Origin of the sequence: Vibrio kyushuensis (genome assembly GCF_050337325.1) — a bacterium.
In the GTDB taxonomy this organism is placed as follows: Bacteria; Pseudomonadota; Gammaproteobacteria; order Enterobacterales; family Vibrionaceae; genus Vibrio; species Vibrio kyushuensis.
This window is the reverse complement of the sequence record NZ_JAKJSV010000002.1, coordinates 1,382,704-1,404,086: the sequence shown is the minus strand read 5'-3', so window position 1 is coordinate 1,404,086 and position 21,383 is coordinate 1,382,704. Positions and strand designations below refer to the sequence as shown.

General features: G+C 42.0%; 19 protein-coding genes. 8 read left to right on the top strand and 11 right to left on the bottom strand.

Annotated features, from left to right (window positions below; genetic code table 11):
* The first annotated feature begins 58 nt into the window (after positions 1-58).
* A complete protein-coding gene (gene yddG, locus L4D20_RS06175; RefSeq protein ID WP_428800658.1) occupies positions 59-943 on the top strand; it encodes an aromatic amino acid DMT transporter YddG in 885 nt (294 codons plus the stop codon).
* 38 nt (positions 944-981) lie between these two features.
* Here the strand turns inward: yddG and L4D20_RS06170 are convergent, their stop codons facing one another.
* The gene (locus tag L4D20_RS06170; RefSeq protein WP_428800657.1) at positions 982-1,881 is read right to left on the bottom strand and encodes a cation diffusion facilitator family transporter; all 900 of its coding nucleotides are present in this window, start codon (positions 1,879-1,881) and stop codon (positions 982-984) included.
* A gap of 198 nt (positions 1,882-2,079) precedes the next feature.
* Positions 2,080-2,958 (bottom strand): LysR family transcriptional regulator, encoded by an 879-nt coding sequence (locus L4D20_RS06165; protein WP_428800656.1) that lies wholly within the window; start codon positions 2,956-2,958, stop codon positions 2,080-2,082.
* Positions 2,959-3,095: 137 nt separating this feature from the next.
* On the opposite strand from L4D20_RS06165, the gene L4D20_RS06160 reads away from it, so the two are divergent.
* Positions 3,096-3,677 carry a class I SAM-dependent DNA methyltransferase gene (locus L4D20_RS06160; RefSeq protein WP_428800772.1) on the top strand — a complete coding sequence of 194 codons (582 nt, stop codon included), beginning with the start codon at positions 3,096-3,098 and terminating at the stop codon, positions 3,675-3,677.
* 72 nt (positions 3,678-3,749) lie between these two features.
* Here the strand turns inward: L4D20_RS06160 and L4D20_RS06155 are convergent, their stop codons facing one another.
* A complete protein-coding gene (locus L4D20_RS06155) occupies positions 3,750-5,726 on the bottom strand; it encodes an acetoacetate--CoA ligase (RefSeq protein WP_428800655.1) in 1,977 nt (658 codons plus the stop codon).
* A gap of 221 nt (positions 5,727-5,947) precedes the next feature.
* Between L4D20_RS06155 and phhA the strand changes: the two genes are divergently transcribed.
* Entirely contained in the window at positions 5,948-6,742 is a 795-nt protein-coding gene (gene phhA / locus L4D20_RS06150) for a phenylalanine 4-monooxygenase (RefSeq protein WP_428800654.1), read from the top strand.
* Positions 6,732-7,067, top strand: a complete 336-nt coding sequence (locus tag L4D20_RS06145; protein ID WP_428800653.1) for a 4a-hydroxytetrahydrobiopterin dehydratase — start codon at positions 6,732-6,734, stop codon at positions 7,065-7,067. The genes phhA and L4D20_RS06145 overlap by 11 nt, the downstream gene beginning before the upstream one ends.
* 78 nt (positions 7,068-7,145) lie before the next feature.
* Here the strand turns inward: L4D20_RS06145 and L4D20_RS06140 are convergent, their stop codons facing one another.
* A complete protein-coding gene (locus L4D20_RS06140; protein ID WP_428800652.1) occupies positions 7,146-7,736 on the bottom strand; it encodes a hypothetical protein in 591 nt (196 codons plus the stop codon).
* 110 nt (positions 7,737-7,846) lie between these two features.
* Between L4D20_RS06140 and L4D20_RS06135 the strand changes: the two genes are divergently transcribed.
* Positions 7,847-8,509, top strand: a complete 663-nt coding sequence (locus L4D20_RS06135; protein WP_428800651.1) for an SH3 domain-containing protein — start codon at positions 7,847-7,849, stop codon at positions 8,507-8,509.
* Between the two features lie 90 nt (positions 8,510-8,599).
* Positions 8,600-9,031: a VOC family protein gene (locus tag L4D20_RS06130; protein ID WP_428800650.1), complete on the top strand. Its 432-nt coding sequence runs from the start codon at positions 8,600-8,602 to the stop codon at positions 9,029-9,031.
* Positions 9,032-9,152: 121 nt separating this feature from the next.
* On the opposite strand, the gene L4D20_RS06125 is transcribed toward L4D20_RS06130, so the two are convergent.
* The 4 genes from L4D20_RS06125 to L4D20_RS06110 form a co-directional block, all read right to left on the bottom strand.
* A complete protein-coding gene (locus tag L4D20_RS06125; protein WP_428800649.1) occupies positions 9,153-10,847 on the bottom strand; it encodes an MFS transporter in 1,695 nt (564 codons plus the stop codon).
* Positions 10,848-10,971: 124 nt separating this feature from the next.
* Positions 10,972-11,772, bottom strand: a complete 801-nt coding sequence (locus tag L4D20_RS06120) for a hypothetical protein (protein ID WP_428800648.1) — start codon at positions 11,770-11,772, stop codon at positions 10,972-10,974.
* Positions 11,773-11,982: 210 nt separating this feature from the next.
* On the bottom strand, positions 11,983-13,656 hold the full coding sequence (locus tag L4D20_RS06115) for an amidohydrolase (RefSeq protein ID WP_428800647.1): 1,674 nt from the start codon (positions 13,654-13,656) through the stop codon (positions 11,983-11,985).
* A gap of 178 nt (positions 13,657-13,834) precedes the next feature.
* On the bottom strand, positions 13,835-15,487 hold the full coding sequence (locus tag L4D20_RS06110; protein WP_428800646.1) for an MFS transporter: 1,653 nt from the start codon (positions 15,485-15,487) through the stop codon (positions 13,835-13,837).
* A 267-nt stretch (positions 15,488-15,754) separates the two neighbouring features.
* Between L4D20_RS06110 and L4D20_RS06105 the strand changes: the two genes are divergently transcribed.
* Both L4D20_RS06105 and L4D20_RS06100 read left to right on the top strand, forming a co-directional pair.
* Positions 15,755-16,693, top strand: coding sequence for a LysR family transcriptional regulator (locus tag L4D20_RS06105; RefSeq protein WP_428800645.1), 939 nt, complete (start codon positions 15,755-15,757; stop codon positions 16,691-16,693).
* Between the two features lie 30 nt (positions 16,694-16,723).
* Entirely contained in the window at positions 16,724-17,497 is a 774-nt protein-coding gene (locus L4D20_RS06100; RefSeq protein WP_428800644.1) for an aminoglycoside phosphotransferase family protein, read from the top strand.
* A 40-nt stretch (positions 17,498-17,537) separates the two neighbouring features.
* Here L4D20_RS06100 and L4D20_RS06095 read toward each other — a convergent pair whose 3' ends face one another.
* From L4D20_RS06095 to L4D20_RS06085, 3 genes are all read right to left on the bottom strand, one after another.
* On the bottom strand, positions 17,538-18,788 hold the full coding sequence (locus L4D20_RS06095) for a quaternary amine ABC transporter ATP-binding protein (RefSeq protein WP_428800643.1): 1,251 nt from the start codon (positions 18,786-18,788) through the stop codon (positions 17,538-17,540).
* Entirely contained in the window at positions 18,781-19,680 is a 900-nt protein-coding gene (locus L4D20_RS06090; RefSeq protein WP_428800642.1) for an ABC transporter permease, read from the bottom strand. The genes L4D20_RS06095 and L4D20_RS06090 overlap by 8 nt, the downstream gene beginning before the upstream one ends.
* 168 nt (positions 19,681-19,848) lie before the next feature.
* Positions 19,849-20,838 carry an ABC transporter substrate-binding protein gene (locus tag L4D20_RS06085; RefSeq protein WP_428800771.1) on the bottom strand — a complete coding sequence of 330 codons (990 nt, stop codon included), beginning with the start codon at positions 20,836-20,838 and terminating at the stop codon, positions 19,849-19,851.
* Positions 20,839-21,383: the final 545 nt, after the last annotated feature.

Below are 21,383 nucleotides of genomic sequence, written 5' to 3'. Positions count from 1 at the left end.
GGTTAATCAAATGGTTGTGTTATTCTGCAGTCAACTAAATGTGCTAGAAGACTAAAACTTGTTGAATAATCATAGATATACAATGTGTGGAATAGCTGCGATTTTCCTATGGAGCTGCCTCATTGGGCTTGCTCGTACTGTTGCAGAAGATTTTGGACCTATAGGCGGTGCTGCGCTTCTTTACACCGTTGCTTCGCTATTTCTCGTTCTCGTTATGGGTGTGCCTAAGTTGGGGCGGTTTTCACCTCGTTATGTTTTGATAGGATCGGTTCTATTTGTCAGCTACGAAATCTGCCTTGCTTTGGCTTTGGGAATGGCAAATGACCGACATCAAGCGTTAGAAATGGCGGTGATTAACTACCTTTGGCCCGCCTTAACAGTGTTGTTGGCCGTCGTCGTGAGTAAGAAAAAAACTCATGGTTTGGTGTATCCCGGAATTTTTATTGCTCTTTTTGGTGTGGTTTGGGCCGTGATCGGTGATGGGGATTTCACCGTTGCACAACTCATGAGTAATGTGGCAACCAATCCAGCAACGTATAGCATGGCATTTATCGGTGCTTTTATTTGGGCTATTTATTGCAATGTCACTAAGCGATTGGCGAACGGCCAAAATGCCATTGTAATATTTTTTATACTAACGGCCGTGACGCTATGGATTCAGTACTTTGTCAGTGATGAGCAGGGTATGGAATTTACCGTTCCAGCGTCATTTAATTTACTGCTTGCGGGTATGGTAATTGGTGGCGGGTACGCGCTATGGAACTTTGCGATATTAAAAGGCAACATGGTGCTTTTAGCATCTTTGTCTTATTTCACCCCCGTAATGTCGACCCTAATCGCTTCTTATATTTTGAACGTGAGCCTTACGTCTACTTTTTGGCAAGGTGTAGCAATGGTGACCGCTGGCTCGTTAATATGCTGGTGGTATACCCGAGAACATTAGCAAATCTAATTCTACGGGGTGGGTATCGAATATCGCTATTAGCTGGCAAGGTTCATTGTTAACTGAAGGTCTAGTGGTAATTTTGATAAACGCTTGGTTAGTGCATGACGCGTTTTTTCAAGCTCGTTAGTGTTGATTTGATCGCTATGTGAATGAACATCAACACTAACTCGCAGTTCGTTGCCCACTTTTGTAACGGCAGCTAGTTCTATATCCAAATCCTGTTTCATCTCTTTATCAACAGCGTTCACATCATTATCAACGGTAGAGCAAATGTCTTGGTTTGGCGCCATGGTTAACAGCTCTTTCATTGCGTCTTTTAGCATATCAAACGGCACTTTAATGAAATAGAACGACATCAGTAGCATCATCATAGGGTCAGCATAAACAGCATAGTGAGATAACTCAGTGAGCGTGATCAACCATGCAGTCACAAAGCCTAAAGTCACGGCGACACTGAGTAGAGTGTCCATTTGCCACTGCTTTGATTCTGCTTTGATTAGCCCAGAAGAGAAGCGTTTACTTTTATTGGCGATGTACCACCAAGCGTATCCACAACCCAGAACATTAATAACCCCAAATGCTGTTGCAATTGATGTATCGACCTCTCGGCCACCACTAAGCATCGCTAAGCCAGCTGAATAGACAGAGTAACCAACAATAATTAGAATTGTGATGGCTTTTATAGAAATCACCACGGGTTCAAGTATCGCTTTTCCTAGAGGAAAAGTAGCTTTTGACGGTGATTGAATGTAACGGGAAGCGGCGAGTGACAATAAAGTTAACAGTAGACTGACGAGAGAATAGACACCATCGAACATGATGACCAAGGAACCGACAAACCAACCAAGCGTTAGTCCACCTAAAGCAAATGCCAATGCTAATAGGGCTGAGAAGCTAAGTACTTGTTTTTCATTCTGGTTTGTTCTGGCGCACATAAATATTACTCGTCATAAACACCTCTTCATTCTTGGCCTGAGAGGGAAATATAGCAACGGTTAATAATTTGTTAACTTTCGTGAAAGGTGAGGGGTGGTTCTTAATTGTTATATTTCAATGGGTTAGCATTATATTTATCTGTCAGTAAAATTGACGCTGGCTGATTTGTCACCAAATGATGCATCTATTAAATGTAATCAAAAATCAAATAGGTAATCGCTGAGCTTATCCGCAAGCCATACCATCCCTGGGTGTTCAGACATGCCTGCTGCAGTAAACATACAATAATCCTCTTGGGTTAAACCATACGTATGCTTGATGACAGAGAGCTTTTGCTGCCTTAGGTGGTGTCGAATTAGGGGCTCAGGAAGCACGCCCCAAGCATTTTCCGTTAGAATTGTGGCAAGCATATAGTCAAAGCTAGAGAAGCCGATATGACGAAGAGAGAACGGTTGTAGTTCTGGATTATCTTTCTCATTAAGGTAAACCATGATCGCTTGCATTGAATTTCTCAATACTTCGTCAGAGACTCGGCCAAGTTTACTGAGTGAATGATCACTTTTACAGACCGACATCATTCGTATTTTACCCAACGGCTGATAGGTAATTCGTGGATCATCGGTGCGCTCATAATCAACACCAAAAGCGAAGTCAACTTGCTGAGTTTCAACAAGATTGGATAAATCACCACTCGACGCTAGGACTATATTAAAAGAGGTCGCTGGAAAACGTTTGTTCATCGTGTGAGCGAGATCTTGCCAAATATCGTCAGGAAGAGAGTCGTCTCGAGCGATCCAGACCTCAGCATTAAACTCCCCAGAGGCATGCAAACACGTTTGCTTGATGCGAGAAGCGGTCACGATTAAGTTTTCACAGTCTTTATATATGGCCTTACCCGCTTCTGATAATGCAACATTGTTACCACTACGAACAAAAAGCTCAGTAGCTAGCTCTTTCTCCAAAGCTTTAATCGCCATACTTAATTTTGTACGGTTACATTCAAGTTGTCGGGCGGCTTCTGAGACAGAGCCTGTATCTGCGACTAGGCAAAAAGCTTCAATTTGAGATAAGTTCATTTGTTGTACAATCTGGATCGAGTCCATGAATCATATACAAATATTGTTAATTTGTCTGTCGAAGAGATACCTTCGCGCTTCATTTTGGTTTACTCTTGAGCCTATTGCCAAATGAAAGATTTTACAGGGAGATCATGATGGCGAACGAATGGGACGAATACGCGAAAACTTGGGAAACGGAACAAGCAACTTCTGAGTTTGCATCTCACGTATTTGAACAGCTAACACAGCAGACTAGCTTGAAAGGCAAGCATGTTCTTGATTTTGGATGTGGCACCGGCCTTCTGAGCCAAAAAATGGTATCTACAGCCAAAGATATCGTCGCACTGGATTCGTCTGAAGCGATGATTGAGCAGCTCGATATGAAAGAGCTACCCAACGTAGAGCCTGTTGTTGACGAACTAACTCGTGGGCTTGTTGCACAACATCCTGCTTTTAGAAATCAGTTTGATGTTGTTGTTGCTTCATCAGTTTGTGGTTTTTTACCTAGCTTTGCAGAAACAGCCAATGTTATTTACTCTATTTTGGACAACGATGGTATTTTCGTCCATTGGGATTGGCTCGCTGAGGAAAACGCTGACTTTGGCCTAAGTCAAACCAAAGTAGAGCAAGTGTTAACCAGTGTTGGTTTTGATGCTGTTAGTGTTTCCATCGCGTTTGAAATGGACACTAAACACGGTAAGCGTTCAGTGTTGATGGGAGTTGGTAAGAAAAGTTAACCAGACTTTTCCATATCCCTCTAGAACAAATGGTGACGTTGCAAAGCAATTACGCGATGAACTGGCTTAACGCTAGGTGCGAATTAGCTGTGCGATGTCATCAAGTCGTTCTGGGTTAGCGATCGCTTCTCTATTCAACACCTCTTGTCCATTGACTACCTGTTTGACAGCCAATTCTACTAACTTTCCAGATTTTGTTCTCGGTATGTCTGAAATGGCAAATATCGCCCATGGAACATGTCGAGGCGAACACTTTAATTTCAATAGCTGTTTAATATCATTACATAACGCATCATTAAGCGTTTGATTGTTCGTCATTTGGACAAACAACAAAATGCGCTCGTCATCCTCTATCGATTGCCCTACTGCTAATGAATCTTGTATGTAATCGAGCTGATTTACCTGCTGATAGATCTCGCCAGTGCCAATGCGTACACCTCCCGGATTCAAAGTTGCATCGCTTCGACCATAGAACGTCATGCCTTGACTGTCGCTAAGACTCACGTCGTCACCGTGGTGCCATGTATTGGGATAACGATCCCAGTAGGCTGCATGATATTTTTGTCCTCCGTCCTGCCAAAAACCAGCCGGTTGATTAGGAAAGCTGTTACAACACACGAGCTCACCTCGTTGCTGGGTTATTGATTCGCCTTGCGAGTTAAATACTGCAACATCGAGTCCTAAGCCTTTAACTTGGCACTCACCACGATAGACAGGGGAGATAGGGCTCCCAAGTACAAAGCAGCCACAAATATCAGTTCCACCAGAAATAGAGGCCAAATGAAGATCTGCCTTAATGCTTCGGTATACGAAATCAAATTGGGTTGGGTACAAAACCGAGCCTGTTGAGCAGAGTGTTTTTAATGCATCAAGATCAAACTTCTCGTGAGGGACCAATGTACTTTTTTCTAACGCTTGTAGGTATTTAGCTGATGTTCCAAATAGTGACACTTTTGCCTCTTCAGCAAGTTTCCATAACGAGTCAGCGGCAGGGAACATCGGGCTACCATCGTATATGACTAGCGTTGCGCCACTGGCAAGAGTAGAGACATGCCAATTCCACATCATCCACCCACAGGTCGTATAATAAAATACTCGGTCAAGAGGCTGAATATCACAGTGCAATTGATGCTCTTTTTGGTGGTTAAGTACCGTACCACCAACAGAATGAACGATGCATTTTGGTTTGCCCGTTGTTCCTGAAGAGTAAAGAATAAAGAGCGGGTCATTAAAAGCGACGCGCTGATAACGCAGGCCTCTTGGCAGGTAGTTCGCTATGACCGAATCCCAATCAGAATAGTGATGGTGGTATTCATAGTGATTATCTTGTGTACGTGCGTAGTCGATGCCACAAACACTCTCAATACTACTTAATGCCTTTACAATGTCATTGTTCTTATCATGCAGGGAGTAGGTTTTTCCATTGAACTGGTAGCCATCGCAGCAAAACAGTACTTTTGGCTTTACCTGACCAAAGCGTTCAATCACGCTATCACTGCCAAAATCGGGCGACGTTGATGTCCATATAGCACCTAGGCTTGTTGTCGCGAGCATTGCGATGACGGCTTCTGGAATATAGGGTAAGTACCCGGCGACCACATCTCCTTTTTCAACCCCATTCTGTTTTAGCCACTGCTGCACAATGGATACTTGATCACACAATTCCTGCCACGATAACTGCTTCACCGACTCTTGTTCATTAGCGAACCAAATGGCGACTTCGTTTGGTTGTTGAAATGCAAATGAGAGTAGGTTTTCAGCATAGTTGAGCTGCGCTTGTGGGAACCAAATCGTATCTCTAGCAGCGTAGAAGTCGCCCCATTTAGCGATACCTTCGCCAAAAATACATTCCCCTTTGTAACCGATGACATCGCAAAATTGCCATATCTCTAGCCAGAACTGTTTGGTGTCATTGACTGACCAATCGTGTAGCGACGCATAGTCTTCAATGGCTTCACCCTGCATGTTAATGTGCTGGATAAACTGGTGAAGATTTGACTCTTCAATCCGCTGCTGGCTTGGTGTCCAGATAGGGGCGTTGTTTGACATTCGATTCTCGTTATTTTGCGTCCAATATTGACTAAGTTAAGTGTTGATGGCGATCGGCAATGTGTCAAATGTTGGTGTTAGCATGAGACTGAATAATAAAACAAAACTTGACGATGTAAATAAATTGTTACATTGAATTCTGTTGGATTTGTCGCGGTTTATTGGCATGGCCTTAGAATCGCAAATAGGCTTAAAGTAATAGGGCAATCAAGGGATGTCTGATGACTAAATATCAGTCTAAGCCAGTAAACAACAATGGATATGTTGAATGGGACAAAACCGAAGATGAAATCTGGAGTGAACTCTATTCGAGACAGCTTCCTTTGGTCGAAAGCCGGGCGTGCAATGCGTATATAGAGGGGTTATCTCTATTAAACCTTCCAGTTGATCATGTTCCCCAACTTAGCGACATTAACCAAGTCTTGATACAGCAAACAGGATGGCAATTAGCGCCAGTCGCTGCACTTATTAGTTTTGACCGATTTTTTGAATTACTGGCCAACAAGCAATTTCCAGTAGCGACTTTTTTAAGAACAAGAGAGGAGTTTGATTACCTGCAAGAACCCGACTTTTTCCACGAAGTCTTTGGTCATTGTGCCATGCTAACTAATTTAGACTTTGCACACTTTACTCATGCATACGGTCAGTTGGGCAAACATGCGAATCATAAACAGCGAGTCTATTTAGCAAGGCTTTATTGGTTTACGGTAGAATTTGGGTTGGTCATTGAGCAAGGGGAAACTAAGATTTACGGTGGTGGAATTTTGTCATCCCCTGGGGAAACGAAGTATGCATTGGATGATAATAAGCCCAAAAGAGTTGATTTTGATATTAGCAAAGTGTTGAGAACGCCTTATCGAATAGACATCATGCAGCCAATTTACTATGTTTTAAAAGACCTAAAACAACTCTATCATTTAAGTCAACATGACCTGACTAGCGAAGTTCACTCCGCTATGAACCTCGACCTATTTCCTCCGTTATTTGAACCAAAGGAAGTCTCAAATGTTAAATAACATGCAATGTGAAGCTTGTGGCCTTGAATCAATCGCATTAACAGAAGCAGAACAACAAGATTTACTACGTCAATTGATCGACTGGAAGTTAAAGCAACACGATACGATTCCACAGCTCGTTAAGTCCTACTCTTTTAAGAACTATAAACTGGCTTGGGTATTTTCAAATAGAATTTCAGAATTGGCTGAGGTGGAAGGTCATCACCCTGCAATTTTACTTGAGTGGGGAAAAGTGACCGTAACTTGGTGGAGTCATTCTATACGTGGTTTACATAAAAATGATTTCATTTGTGCAGCGAAATGCGATGATCTGAATCTAAGTTAGTCAATTAGCAAGACAGAGCTTAGGTTCAAAGCTCTGTCACATGAATGTATTCGAGTAGTGCATGGGGTGTCGGAATTTCTAGTTCATATCTTCAGATTGATACTTCTCATTCGCTACATCACGAGCCTTTGACAGTGCTTGTGCTTCGTCGGCATACTGCTTTTGCATATAACTAAGCTTGGCGCTTAATAGCTCGATTTCTCGAAGTAACTCATCATTAGAAACATAGTATTGATAGCTAGAAAGCGCATTTACATTGAGATCCATATCTTGACAGTGATTGATAAAGTTTTTCCAATTTTCTTGTATCGTTTTTACGCTAGGTATCCCGACATTTAATGCCTCTCTCTCATATTCGACTAGCGTTGCATACCGAAGTGACAAGGCTATTTGTTGTGTCATCTTTTGGTGAAAGTCAGTTGTGTCCGGTCGCCAAAATTGTACAAGCTCATTTAAACTAAACTCTTTGTTGAGTAATATTTGTTGTTGGTATTCCTCATAAAGGAGGTTAAAGCGGCGTGCTCTTTGGTTGTACCAATGTTCAATTTCTGTTTGTTCTTTTAGAGCTTGGTTCCATCGTGCTTCAACGCAATGCTGGCTTTTTACCTTTGTGGGTAAAGAGATTAGCAAAACCGCCGTTATAATGATGAATACCAAATGATGACGCATACACGCTTAATAATTGTTGAACCTATATTGATTATAGGAAGCAAATTAATGATATAAAATTTATGAGCGATTGAAAAATAGTGAACTCTCTAATTAGGTCAGTTTGATTGATGAAAAAGATAATAATGATCCTCTTATTAGTGGCTGGACTCGGCGGCGCAGGTGCAGGTTTTTACTTGTTCTACTGGCTACCGATGCAAGAGGCTAATTCTGCGCCTCCAATGACAGAGGAAGAAGAAGAAGCCCCAGAGCCGACAGTTGATAAACCAATCGTAATACCGCCAAAAGTGACGGACTTCTACGTAAACACACCGAAGCTTGGTGTTAGAGAGCGACCAGATCACGCCGCTTATATCGAGAGTGTTTTATATAGAGGTGACGATGTCACTATTTTGGAAGAGCGTGACGGTTGGGGGCGGATTTCGGTTTACTACGTCTATGAAGAGGGGGGAGAAGAGATCGCGGAATGGATCCCTATGGAAGCGCTAGTTGAAGATCCACCAGTGATCACGAAAGAAGAGCGTCACGATACATTAATGAGTTATATCGATAAGTCTGACGATTTTAAAGTTCATGAAGTTAAGTTTTTGAAAACAACAGATGAGTTACTAAAAGAAGAGACTTGCAGCCCGGTTGATTTTGAAGAACTAGGTGGTTGGGTTCGCTCTATTCGCTACAGTGAAAGAGACGTTTATTTTGTCTACTGTGGTGGTATGAAGCAGGCCGACAAGATTTATTTGGATGTGAATAGCGGTGCTGTGTTCTATAAATAAGTGTTATAAATAAGCGTTATAAATAGGGCTTACGATTAAGGGCTTCGCTTCGATTAAGCGCCTGTCAGTGTTTATATTAAGGATGATTAGATGGAACCAAGAGTTAGCATTATCACATTAGGCGTACAAGATTTGGCGCGTTCATATCAGTTCTATACTGCTTTGGGATTTGAAAGCTCCAAATCACCAGAAGAGGGTATTGTCTTTTTTAAGAGTCAAGGCGTTTGCTTAGCGCTGTATCCACTGCAAGAGCTAGCAAAAGATGTATCAGACAAATTTGCTGCTCGCAATGCAGGGAGCTTTTCTGGGATCACACTGGCGCACAATACTCGACGCAAAGAAGAAGTTGACGAAATTCTTCAAACAGCGGTTGAAGCGGGGGCAAAATTAGAGAAACCCGCTCAGGATGTCTTCTGGGGTGGCTATAGCGGCTACTTTTCTGACCCTGATGGGTATTTGTGGGAAGTTGCTTACGCTGATTTCTGGCAATTTAAAGATGATGGTAGCTTAGTCATTGAGTAGCGATATTGTCGAATCGTTGCGGTTTAGAATTAACGATTGAATAGAATGGTTTAACGAAAATTAAACGCACCTATTCAATCAATTTAATCAAGTCAGATGACACTTAGCGGAGAGTTTTTTCCTAGGTGCTTACTGAGCTTAGTTCACCCTTGTTTGAGTCAGGTATATTCTTACGAAGCCCTCTACTCACTGTGACACTGATTAGAAGTAACAAGAAAAACCCACCAAACGCACACCGCAGTCCTTCCAATCGACTTACTTCGACCAAATCCAAAATAATAGTTTGTTCGTTTTTACTGATTTGAGCAGAAGTCATCATATTGGCTAGTTCAATGTCGCTTGAGAATGGAATAACCATTTGACTGCGAATCAACGAATGAGTATCTGATGAAAGCTCGTGAGATTGCTCTGCGTATGATTTGAATGAATTTGAATAACTGACCGCCAGAATAGTACCGAGTATGGCGACGCCTAATGCTTTCCCAAAGTTACGTGAGGTTGTTTGTAGCCCTGACGACTGCTCAGCGTTCTTTTGACTGACAGAAGACGTAATAATGTAGGGTGCATGGGAAGCATAAATACCGCAGCCTAAACCAAACACAAATTGAGCAACGTAGATAAGGAAGCTTGTCTCTTGGTTGTTGTAAGCAAGCCACATGAGTGTGACGCCTACCGCACAGAAGCTACTCGCCAGAAGAATAAGCTTTCTAGATGAAAAGTGTGACAGCTTACTTGGAGTCAGTATCGACGTTGTAACCATGCCAAACGCATTTAGCCCAATAATGAGACCCGATTCGGTGGCGGTAAAAATGCCTGTAAGTTGCAAGTAGGTAATCGTAATAAAAATCATAGTTGGATAGAGCAGGTAAGTCATTGCACAGTAAAACATACCTATCAAAACTTGTTTGTTATGACGCAACGCTCTAGGAAAGATAACATCTCGCTCGTGCTGTTCCATGCGCTCTTCCCATTTGATAAAGAGAACGACAAATAAAGCGCCTAAAAGAAAGATAGGGATTGTTGGTGCGTAACCGCCGATGGAGAATTGAGTTAGAGGTGAGATAAGCCCCCACTTGGAGATATATAAAGCACTAACAATGATTAGAAGCAGACCTGTGCCGATAAGAAGCATGCCACCAAAATCGAACTTTAGGTTGGTGTTGTTGGTTTTTTTATTCGTTAGAGTAAATGAGAAAATAAGGACGAGTAGACAGTATATTGCAACTAAATAGTAAGAGGCTCTATAGCTAAATGAATCAATGATGTAGCCAAGAAAGAGAGGAGCTAGCATACCTGTTAGCCCGACGCTGCCAGCGAGAAATCCAAAAGCGAGAGCTTGATCTTTACCCTTGTAGTGCGCGGTACAATAACCAAAAATCGCGGGGACCATCATTCCGCCGCCTAAGCCAGCAAGCACTCTTGCTCCGAATATGAACACGCTCGCATTAGGCGCAAGTGCGGCTGCGATAGAGCTGAAAACTAATAATGCGATTCCAAGCTGAAGTTGTAAGCGCCAACCAATGATCATTCCTAGCATTCCCCCCGCAATCATGAAAATTGCACCGACCATAGGGTAGATAGTATTGGCTTGTTGTAACTCTGACAGTGACATTGATAAGGTATCCGTAAGGGAATCTGCCGCTATCATTAGCGTACCGTTATCAAAAACAACAATCGTTTGAGCTAATATTGATATAATTAACACAGTCCACTTACTAATAAATGATTCTGATTTTTTATTGATTTTAGTTTCAATTTTTTCGTTAATTAAATCATTAGATGTTCGTTCAAATTGTACGTTATTTGTTTCACTCATAAGTAAGCTTCATTTGTTGAAATACTCTCTTCCATGCTGAAAGTATTTCATTAGCTCTTAGTCACGACTTAATAGTCCCTGGGGAAGGGTGACTGTATATTGTGTGTTATTTTAAGAATATTTATTATAAGTAGTAGTTGTAGCTAAATAGTAACTCACGACCAGTATCTACATGGCCAAATGATTGAGTAGCATCGCTGAATCGTTCAATGTAAGTGATCTTTCCCCAGTGCTTACGGTTATCTGTCATAGGAAACTGTAATGCAGTATCCAGCTGCAATGAATTGACAGTACCTAGCATCCCGCCCATATCAACCATAGAATATTGGGGGTTAAATTGTAGGTGTGTCCCGTTTTCGTGTAAGTAAACTGAGTTCATCATATTAACCTGAACACCCCAAGCGTTTTTATCTACAACACTAGCGTCAGAAAATGCTTTATCATTTTGTGCATAGACACCAGCAAGAATTGGAAATGCTAGCCAGTTGGCAAAAGGAGTCGCGACACGAACTATCCCACCAACGGCTAGAAGTCGGTCTGTTGGGTTTGTATCAACAAAGCTAGATTCAATATAGTCAAGTGACACACCGGCAACTGAGACACTTTCATAGCCTGTTCGCTTCACTTCAAAGTAGCGAGCACGGACTTGGGTGAGATCAAAGCTATCATCAAATTGTTGATCTTCACGACCATCGAATTGCAATTGCCCAAGAAAAAGGTTGCCATTGTTTTTTGCACCTGACATCTGAGCGTTAAGGCGGAAGAAGTTGTCATTTTCTTCACTAAGGCTTGCGACACCGTAAGTTGCGCCAACCATCGTGCTTACTTTAGTGTGATCGCCTGGATCTGGTGCGTCAGTCGCTTCTTCAGCAAGTGCATAAGGGGCCATCATTGTTAATGCTAAAGGGATGATTACTTTGTTCATGGTTTTCTCTTTAATATAGAAGATAGAATCAACGGTAAATAATCATTAATAAAGGCAACCACTGCTTTTTCTTTACGATTATTTATAATTTGAATCTATTTAGGTTTGATGTTATTTGTATATCTACGTTTTATATAGCCTTGCTGACAAGGCTATATACAGTCCTATATCCATATAAGTGAAACTCTATCCGTGTTTTAATATAAATTATTACGCTGGCTCACCACCGATAAATACAGCTGTAGCGTCTAGCACTTTTAACTCTTCAAGGTCGCCTTCTAGCCAATCAAAATCTAGAACTGTAAAGTCAGCTAGCTTGCCTACTTCAAGTGAACCAATGTTGTCACCTAGTAAGTGCTGTTGAGCGGCAACTGATGTGATTGAGCGTAATCCCTCTTCTCGAGAAATCGCTTCTTGTTCAAGAACAAGTTCACCGTCGATATCTGCGCGAGTCATCAGAATGTAAGACGCTAACATTGGGTTTGTTGGCATTAATGGAACGTCAGTATTTGCACTGATCATCATTCCAGCATCGATTGCAGAGCGTCCACGCTGCAGCATCTCGTAGAACGGTTCAGTCAATACGTTCTCTTTTTTCCAAGAAGAGTTAAATTGGTAGCTGTAGTATGGCGTGATACTCGCTGACGGTTTTACAGGGCCGTCGATAACACGTTTGAAGAAGTTATCATCAGTCAGACCAAAGTGTTGAATGAACATCTGTCCGTCGCGGCCTGGCTTATTCTCATGCAGCTCGTACATAGTATCTAAGATAGTATCGTGTGCTAAGTCGCCTTGGGTGTGGATACAGATGTTGTAATCGTGGTCCCAATAAAGCTGCATATCTTCACGAATGGTGTCCATTGAACGGTCAGCAAACGTATGCATCCAACCATTGTTGCTACTTCCATCGGTAAATGTGTGCTTGCTGATCACTTCGTAGTCAGACATTGCACCGTCTGCGAAAAACTTAACCGATTTAAGCGGGAATGTTAGAGAAATTCCATTGTTGTCGAGATAGTGGCTATTGATAAAATCAAATGACTTGTCTAAACATTTGTCGCTGTGCATGTAGATACTTTGCCAATGCCACATATAACCTTTACGACAGCGAGGCATTCCTGGGATACCATCGGCCGCTTGTAGCATCGCTAACTCACGGTCAACACCCGTTAAACCAAGACCCAGATCCATTGCTGTTGTAACCCCTTTGGTTCGACCCATCATTAGAATGTCGCTTAATGACTTGAAGATACCTTGAGGTGTTACCTTTTTTGGAAGAAGGTGTTGAGTAGCCAGAATCATCATGGCTTGCTCTGCAACGATGCCGGTCGCTTGGCCATTTTCATCAACGTACATACCGAATGTGTCAGCAGGGATATCTTGAACGTTAAACGCTTTGATAGCAGCGCTGTTTAAGTTCATTTTGTGACAAGAAGCGCCCCAAATAACTAAAGGAGTATCTGGGCAAATTGAGTCCAAGTACTCTTTATCAAGCGAGCCATGTAGAGGTTGATAGTGACCCCACGCTATGATCAGTTCAGACTCTTTTTGGTTTTCGATGAGCTCTACCAAAGCATTACGGTATTCATGTGAGGTACGAACGCCTTTGTACAATGTCTCGCCCATTGGCCAGTCATTGTAGCCAAGTGGTGTTACTGCGCTAAACATAACGGCTGAAGTAATAAAGTGCATGTGGGGTTCGATGAACCCAGGGTAGATGTATTGGTCTTGATAGTCTGCAATCACTTCGGCTGTAGGGAATTCTTCTTTTAAATGCTCGAACTCACCGACTTTAACAATTTGATGTGCGTCTACAACGAATGCATTAGAAACAGTGAAATCTTTATCGGCTGTGAATACTTTCCTAGCGGTATATAGCTTCATGATGTTCTCTCTATTATTTGGTTAGTATGGACATATTTTATTAACCAATGAAAACAACCGAAATAGCGCCTAGCTAATAGGCACTATTACTGATAATAATGGCCTGAACTAGAGACGTAAAAAACCCACTAAGAAGACTTAGTGGGTTGATTTTATTGGGTATAATTGTCGTTCTGTTTTACGCTTTTGCTTGCTCTAATTCATCTTCTTTACTAGGTTCTGATTTCGCAACCATGAGAGAGCGATGAGGAAGATAGCGAATAAACCATGCTAGTAAAATAAAGCTAAACGCGACCGAGTACATACCCGATTGGCTAGCGGTTAAACGAGTCTCTTGGTTTACCTTAGTGAGCTCTTCAATATCTTGCTTTAATACCGATGTTTCTGACATCGATGCCAAGAATGCGGTATCACCTAAGAAACCAATACTAGGTAACTGAGCAATTTCTTGTTTGGTTGTTGCACTGATCGTTGCTGAATTCTCTACACTTGATTTGAAGCTGCTTGACATGGTCAACAGCATTACAACACCCATGAAAGCGATACCGATAGCGTAGCCTACGTTTCGAGCCGCAGCTTGGATACCACCTGATTGCTGTGCGTTTGCTTCGTCTAGTGCATCAGTAACAATGATTGAACATTGTGTTGCCATTAAGCCACAGCCGACACCAAGTACGGTTGCCGCGAGCGCAGCAATAGCCATGTTGATACCTGTCGTGCTAAATGAAAGTGCAAATAGTAGTGCGGCAACAGAAGCTAATCCTAAGCCCAAGTAACTTGCTGTTCTTACTTTTAACGAGCTGAACTTTGCAGGAACGATGATTGACGTAATAACCGTTCCTACCGCAAGAGCAATACCAATAACAGAAGCTGAAAGGGCACTAGCGCTGCCTGCAATTTGCATGTGTGGAATGATGATAACAGCAGGAGAAGCAAAACCAATCCAGAATGCACCGCCAATCATGAGGCCTGCAATGACCTGTTTATTGGTAATAATTGCACGAGGAAGCAGACAGTTACCGTAAGTATCTTCGACTTTACCTTCCCATACATAGAAGCCACAAAGTACAACAATACCAAGGATAATCATAAGCGGAGCAGGGCTGATACCTAGAATATTGGCATCAGTAATCGGTTGCCAAACACCCAATTCAGGAACCTTAAGTGCACCAACAATAAATAGGACCAAACCAATAGCACAAAGCAGGATACCAATGCCGTCAATACGTGGAGTGCGCTCAGGCTTAGCTAGCTCTTTTAGTTTGAATGAAGCAACAAGTACACCAACAAAATAGACCGCGATTGCGAGCATTGCTGCGCTTAGGCCAAAATTATCGATAAGAAGAGCAGCAAGAACCGGCATGACTGCGGAAGCAATACCTGACGCGGCTGCGACACCACCAAAAGCAATGGCTTGATCTTTACCTTTGTAGGTTCCAGCGATGATACCAAGAACGGCTGGAATACTCAGGCTAGCACCAATACCGGCTAAGACTCGGGCTCCCCAAATAAAGACTTCAATAGTTGGAGCAAAAGCACCCACAATTTCAGCGGTTATAAGTAGTATTAGACCAAGACGAAAACATCTCACCCAACCAAAAACCATACCCATTAAACCACCAGCGATCATAAATGCGCCAGTCATCAGTGAATAAGTCGCGTTTGCCATTTGGACATCACTCATTGATGCGCCAAAGGTGTTAACTAATTCTGCTGCTGCAATTCCGATGATTGAATTATCACCGCTTGTCCCTACTTGAGCGGCACAGAGCACAAACAACACTAGCCATTTGGCAAGTCCCTTAGTGTTCGTGTCAGTGTGTTGATTCATAGTATGTGTACTCCTGAAGTAATATTTATTGGATCAATAAAGTTTCGGAGATCTTAATGTATGGCGTGTATTTAGGAATGGTGGCTAGCTAATGACCGGGTATTAGCAATTCTAATAACCCATTATTTACGCGGTGCAAACGTTTGCGTCTTGAGCTAAATCAAATTAGAAACATTGATAACGGCAAATATATTTTTGAAGAAAATCACTGGATTGAATAACCATTACTAAATGTTACTATTAAAAATATCAATCAAGGGGCTAACTATGAATGAGAAAAGGCTGCAAAACTGTATGCGTAACGACATGAGTTTGCTAATACCACTTTATGCGTTACTTCAAGAGAAGCATGTGACGCGTGCAGCTGAAAAACTCGATATTAGCCAATCTGCTATGAGTCAGTATTTGTCTAAGATACGTACAGTGTTTGATAACGATATATTGGTCAGGCAAGGCAACAAAATGTTGTTAACCCCCATTGCCGAACAGATGCTACCCGCTTTAGAAAAGATTGTTGAATCGATTGATTTTTTGCATGATTTGACTGAAGTTAAGCCCGAAGAAAAGAACATTAAGTTTACGCTCTCAGTGAATGATGTTTATGGTATTGCAACAAAAGCACTGCTTAATTGGGCACAGGCGCAAGATCCTAGGGTTTTATTATCAGTTAAACCTCGAAGTGAACATATCTATATCGACATTGAAGAGGGGAATATTGATCTTGCTATTGGGAACTTACCTGATGCCCCCGGTTATCTGTATAGCCGAAAGCTCGGCGAAATAAAATACCGTCTTTTTGATAGCATCGAAAACCCAGTATTGGAGAAAAAACATCACACTGCTGAAGAGATTGCTCAATGCTTTTTTGCTAGTTTATCGGGGAATGGGCAGGGTGAGATTCTCGCGACAGAACAATTTAGTCAAATTGGAATGGAACGTAAGGTCGCCTTTCAAGCTCATAGTTTCAGTGGTATCGTCGATGCGGTTAAGCACCAAGATTTGATCGCCTTTCTTCCTGAGCTTTATTCGGTTGGTAACGATATTTATCCAATCGATTGTGATCTATCGTTCAAGGTGAATATCTACCTATATTGGCACCCCAAAATGCATAGGGACCCGACTCACACTTGGATTCGTAACAACCTCTACGAGTTAGTGAACACACGTTACTTTTCTGACGAGCCGTTATTCATTGCTCATAAGTAAGTCCTAAACTTGATTTGAGATGGAGTCTCTATGGAACAGTTAAAAGGTGGTCGAGAAAATAGCGTGTTTCGTGATAGCGAAACTGTTATTAGACCTTTTAACCCTTGGACTACAACCATCCATCGTCTGCTTGAACATTTTCACTCCCAAGGGCTAACAGAGTGCCCGACGGTAATAAAAGTGACGAGTGAGAGTGAAGTTCTGAGTTACGTTGAAGGGGATACCTATAATTACCCTTTAATGGGACCTATAGCTTCGACTACCGCTCTACAGACGGCGGCTCAGTTATTAAAGAAACTACATGACGCTTCACTCAGCTTTGTTGATCAGAATAATATCGATGACTTGCCTTGGATGTTACCTATAAAGTCACCTGTAGAGGTGATTTGTCACGGTGACTTTACTCCGTATAACGTGGCTTTAAGCTGCGATGAAGTTACGGGCGTATTTGATTTTGATACTGCGCATCCAGCACCAAGAGTTTGGGATGTGGCTTTTTCGATATACTGCTGGGCACCATTCAAAACAGATTCAGTTGATAGCCTTGGGACATTTGATGATCAGCTTATACGGGCCAAGCTGTTTTGCGACTGTTACGGACTAGAAATGAGTGACAGGGAAAAAGTTGTGGATGTGATGATAGAGCGAATTCAATCGCTAGTGAACTATATGGCAGAGCAAGCGAATAACGGCGATGTTCATTTTCAAAAAAACATATTGGACGGCCATCACTTGGCATACCGTAATGACATTGAGTTTTTGAAACAGTACAAACCTAAAATAACACGCTACCTTATAAGGTAGCGTGTTATCAATTAGTAGCTTCAGCATTTAAACAAGGAGGTTACACCGCTTCCTTTATTTTGCTTTCAGTTTTTTTTTCAGTGTCTTCAGCTTTCTCATCGAGATCGGCTGTATTGTCGACAAAAATCTCAGCCACAGCGCTTCGTTCTAGTTCACCTTTAAGGTTACCGTCTTCATCAACCACTGGCAGAGAGTAATCGTACGCCATCGTATCAGGAAGAACGGTTTCAATCGCATCATCAGGAGAGACAGCAGGGACTTCCTCGTAGATGTCCTCACAGAACTCGCTCACTGAATCGTCATCAGACGCGTCTTGTAAACCTTCTTGAGTAAGTACGCCTTGATAACCATCCTCGGTAACATGGTAAGCATAGTCATGTTTACTCTTCTTCATTAGAGTCAACGCTTCTTCAATCGTTTCTGCAGTAATACGATACGCTGGTGGCTGCATTACCGTTTCAACCGTTAACGCTCGCGCACGGTTTACGTCTTTAACAAACGCTTCCACATATTCATCAGCAGGATTCAATAGAATATCGTCAGGCGTACCTTGTTGAACTAGTTCACCATCTTTTAGGATAGCTATACGATCGCCCAATCGAAGTGCTTCATCAAGATCATGTGTGATGAATATGATGGTTTTATGTAGCTTTTGCTGTAGATCGATTAACTGATCTTGCATTTCACTACGGATCAAAGGATCTAACGCAGAGAAAGCTTCATCCATCAATAGAATTTCGGCATCGGTACTCAAAGCACGTGCCAAACCAACACGTTGCTGTTGGCCACCAGAAAGTTGAGAAGGGTATTGGTCGCCGTAACCTTTCAATCCAACAGTTTCGATCCACTCATTGGCTTTCGCTATGCGTTGCTCTTTTGGTATACCTTGAATTTCAAGACCATAAGCAACGTTATCGAGAACTTTACGGTGAGGCATAAGGCCAAAGCGTTGGAAAACCATCGACATCTTGTGACGACGGAACTCTTCAAGATCTTTCTGAGCTAAGGTCATGACATCAGTGCCTTCAACATCAATTTGACCAAGTGTAGGGTCTATAAGTCGATTGAAGTGACGAATAAGCGTTGATTTACCAGAGCCAGATAGCCCCATAATGACGAAGATTTCACCTTTATTAATGCTAAGGTTAATATCCTTCAAACCAACTGTATGTCCTGTTTCTTCTAGTATTTGATCTTTACTAACACCTGCTTTAACGCGATCAATCACACTATGCGGCTTAGGCCCGAAAACTTTGTATAAGCCACGGATTTCAATAAGTGGTTTAGTCATGTTTCAGATCTCCAAGGTGTGCTTGAGTGCGTTTTGCGTACGCTTGAGATGCTCGGTCAAATAGGATAGCAAGAGCAACAATGGCGAAACCATTGAGAAGGCCTAGTGTGAAATACTGGTTAGTGATTGATTTAAGAACGGGCTGACCCAAACCTTTAACACCAATCATTGAAGCAATAACAACCATAGATAGAGCCATCATTATCGTCTGGTTAATCCCCGCCATAATGGTTGGCATTGCTAGAGGAAGTTGAACACCGAATAAACGCTGCTTACTGTTGGCACCAAATGCTGTCGCGGCTTCAAGGACTTCTTTATCCACTAATCGAATACCTAGGTTAGTCAATCGAATTACTGGTGGAATTGCATAGATGACAACGGCAATAAGACCTGGGATTTTACCAATACCCAGAAGCATAACCACAGGAATGAGGTAGACGAAAGCAGGCATGGTTTGCATTACATCAAGCATTGGCGTGACAATGGACTGCACTCTGTTCGAGCGGGCCATCGAGATCCCTATAGGAATACCCAAGAATATGGCGAGTAGGGTACAGACCGTAATGATACTGAGCGTTCGCATAGTGTCATCCCACATGCCGAAATAGCCGATCATTATGAATGAAAGCAATCCACCGAGAGCCAGCTTCCATGAGCGGCTTGCGGCGTAAACGAGTCCGGTTGTGAGTACAAGTACGATAAGCCAAGGTGTAGATAAAAGTAGCTTTTCAAACCAGACTAAAAAAGAGAGTAGAGGATCGAAGAAAGATTCGATCATGTCGCCGTATTCACGAGAGAAGTCTCGGTAGGCGCCATCAAGGGTTTTACGGATGAGTCGAAGATCAGAGCGATCCATTTCTGGGAAACTGTTCAGCCAATTACTGTCAGCCATTTTTTTGTCCTTTTAATTCCAAGGCAAGCAAGGTTAACAGAACCTAAAAACTTGCCTTGGTTTTCAACTTAATACGACGTGTCCTACGTCGTTACTACAAGTAGTACACTTTTAACGTTGCAGTACTTGTTAACGTAATCATCTTAAACTTTTCTTCGCACTGACTAATTATAGTGCTTGTTCAACTTTCTTCGCGATGTCAGCTGAAACCCATTCGTGCCAAATTTCAGGATATTCGCTTAGAAAATGGAATGAACCTTCTTCGCCATCAGCTTGGTTGTCTTCCATCCATGCTAGAAGCTCATTCATTTTCGCGTTCGTGAAGCCACGAGAGCCTAAGTAGGCATAGGCTTCAGGAGCACGAACTGCAAATGCTTCTGTTGTCATAGTATGTACAGGTGATGGTGGGTACATTGTTGCCTTTGGTGACTCACACTCTTCATGAGTTGTACAGTTAACGAACTCTTCCAAGTCTACGCCACTGCCAAAGTCAACTTTAGTCATATTGTATTTACCAAGTACCGCAGTTGGTGCCCAGTAGTAACCAAACCATGCTTGCTCACGCTCATAAGCTTTTGCGATAGAACCAGAAAGACCAGCACTTGAGCCTGGGTCAACAATTTCAAAGCCAGCATCTTCAAGGTTCATTGCGATGAAAAGATTGTTAGCACTGATTTGACAGTTCCAGCCAGCTGGGCAGCTGTAGAATGCAGAAACATCTTTGCTTTCAGGGTGCTTAAACAGTTTTGCGTGTTTGATAACACCTTCAATTGTTGCCATTTCAGGGTACTGCTCAACTAAATAGTTAGGTACCCAGAAACCTTCTTCACCACCGTTAACAAGTGATTTGCCTGCGTAGCGTAGACGACCTTCTTCAACACCTTTATCAAGCGCATCTTTCATTGAATTACTCCAAAATTCCGGAGCGATATCTGGTTGGCCTTTTTCGATCATGGAAGTGCCGGTAGGCATTGTGTCGCCAGGGATTAAATCGGCATCACAATCGTAACCGTGCTCAAGAATGAATTTATCAATGTTTGCGATTAGGCTTGCTGAAGACCAGTTCATATCGGCGATCGTGACCGAACCACACTCGTCAGCATTTGCAGTAGTCGAAGCAGCAGAAGTAGCTAATAACAACAGCGTTGCCAGTTTCATATTCATAGAGGTTCCTTTCTCTTTTTATTAGGTTGTCAAAAAAACACAACCGTTTGTTCTCATAATGATGAATCACATAAAGTGAAGACATAATTTAACACATTATTAATTATAATTGGCGAAATTACTCATATTATTCACTGAGCATCTAATTTTCATCGATCAATTATTTTGATGGTCTAGCTATGAAACATTGTTTTTTATTTTTGAAAATTTCTGGTCAGTCAGTAAATAATGATGTGTAGTTCAACAAGGGATATTAGCGGTAATAAATGTCTAAAATGCGAAATAGAATCGCAGTTTATCCCCGCTCGCAAAATGGAAAATATCACAGTTTGTTACACATATACGGCGGTGTAGTAAAGTTACTAGAAAGTAGTATGTTTTTTCGAGTGACACCTCAATATATCAAGGCGTTATTAGTAATAAAAACAGTATGTTGTACCAATGTAACTTACAGCGTTATCAGTTGCAGATATTTTGTGGATATTAGGTTTTTTAGTCACTTGTATATAGATGTGTTTGTCGCTACGTTGCCTGTAAAT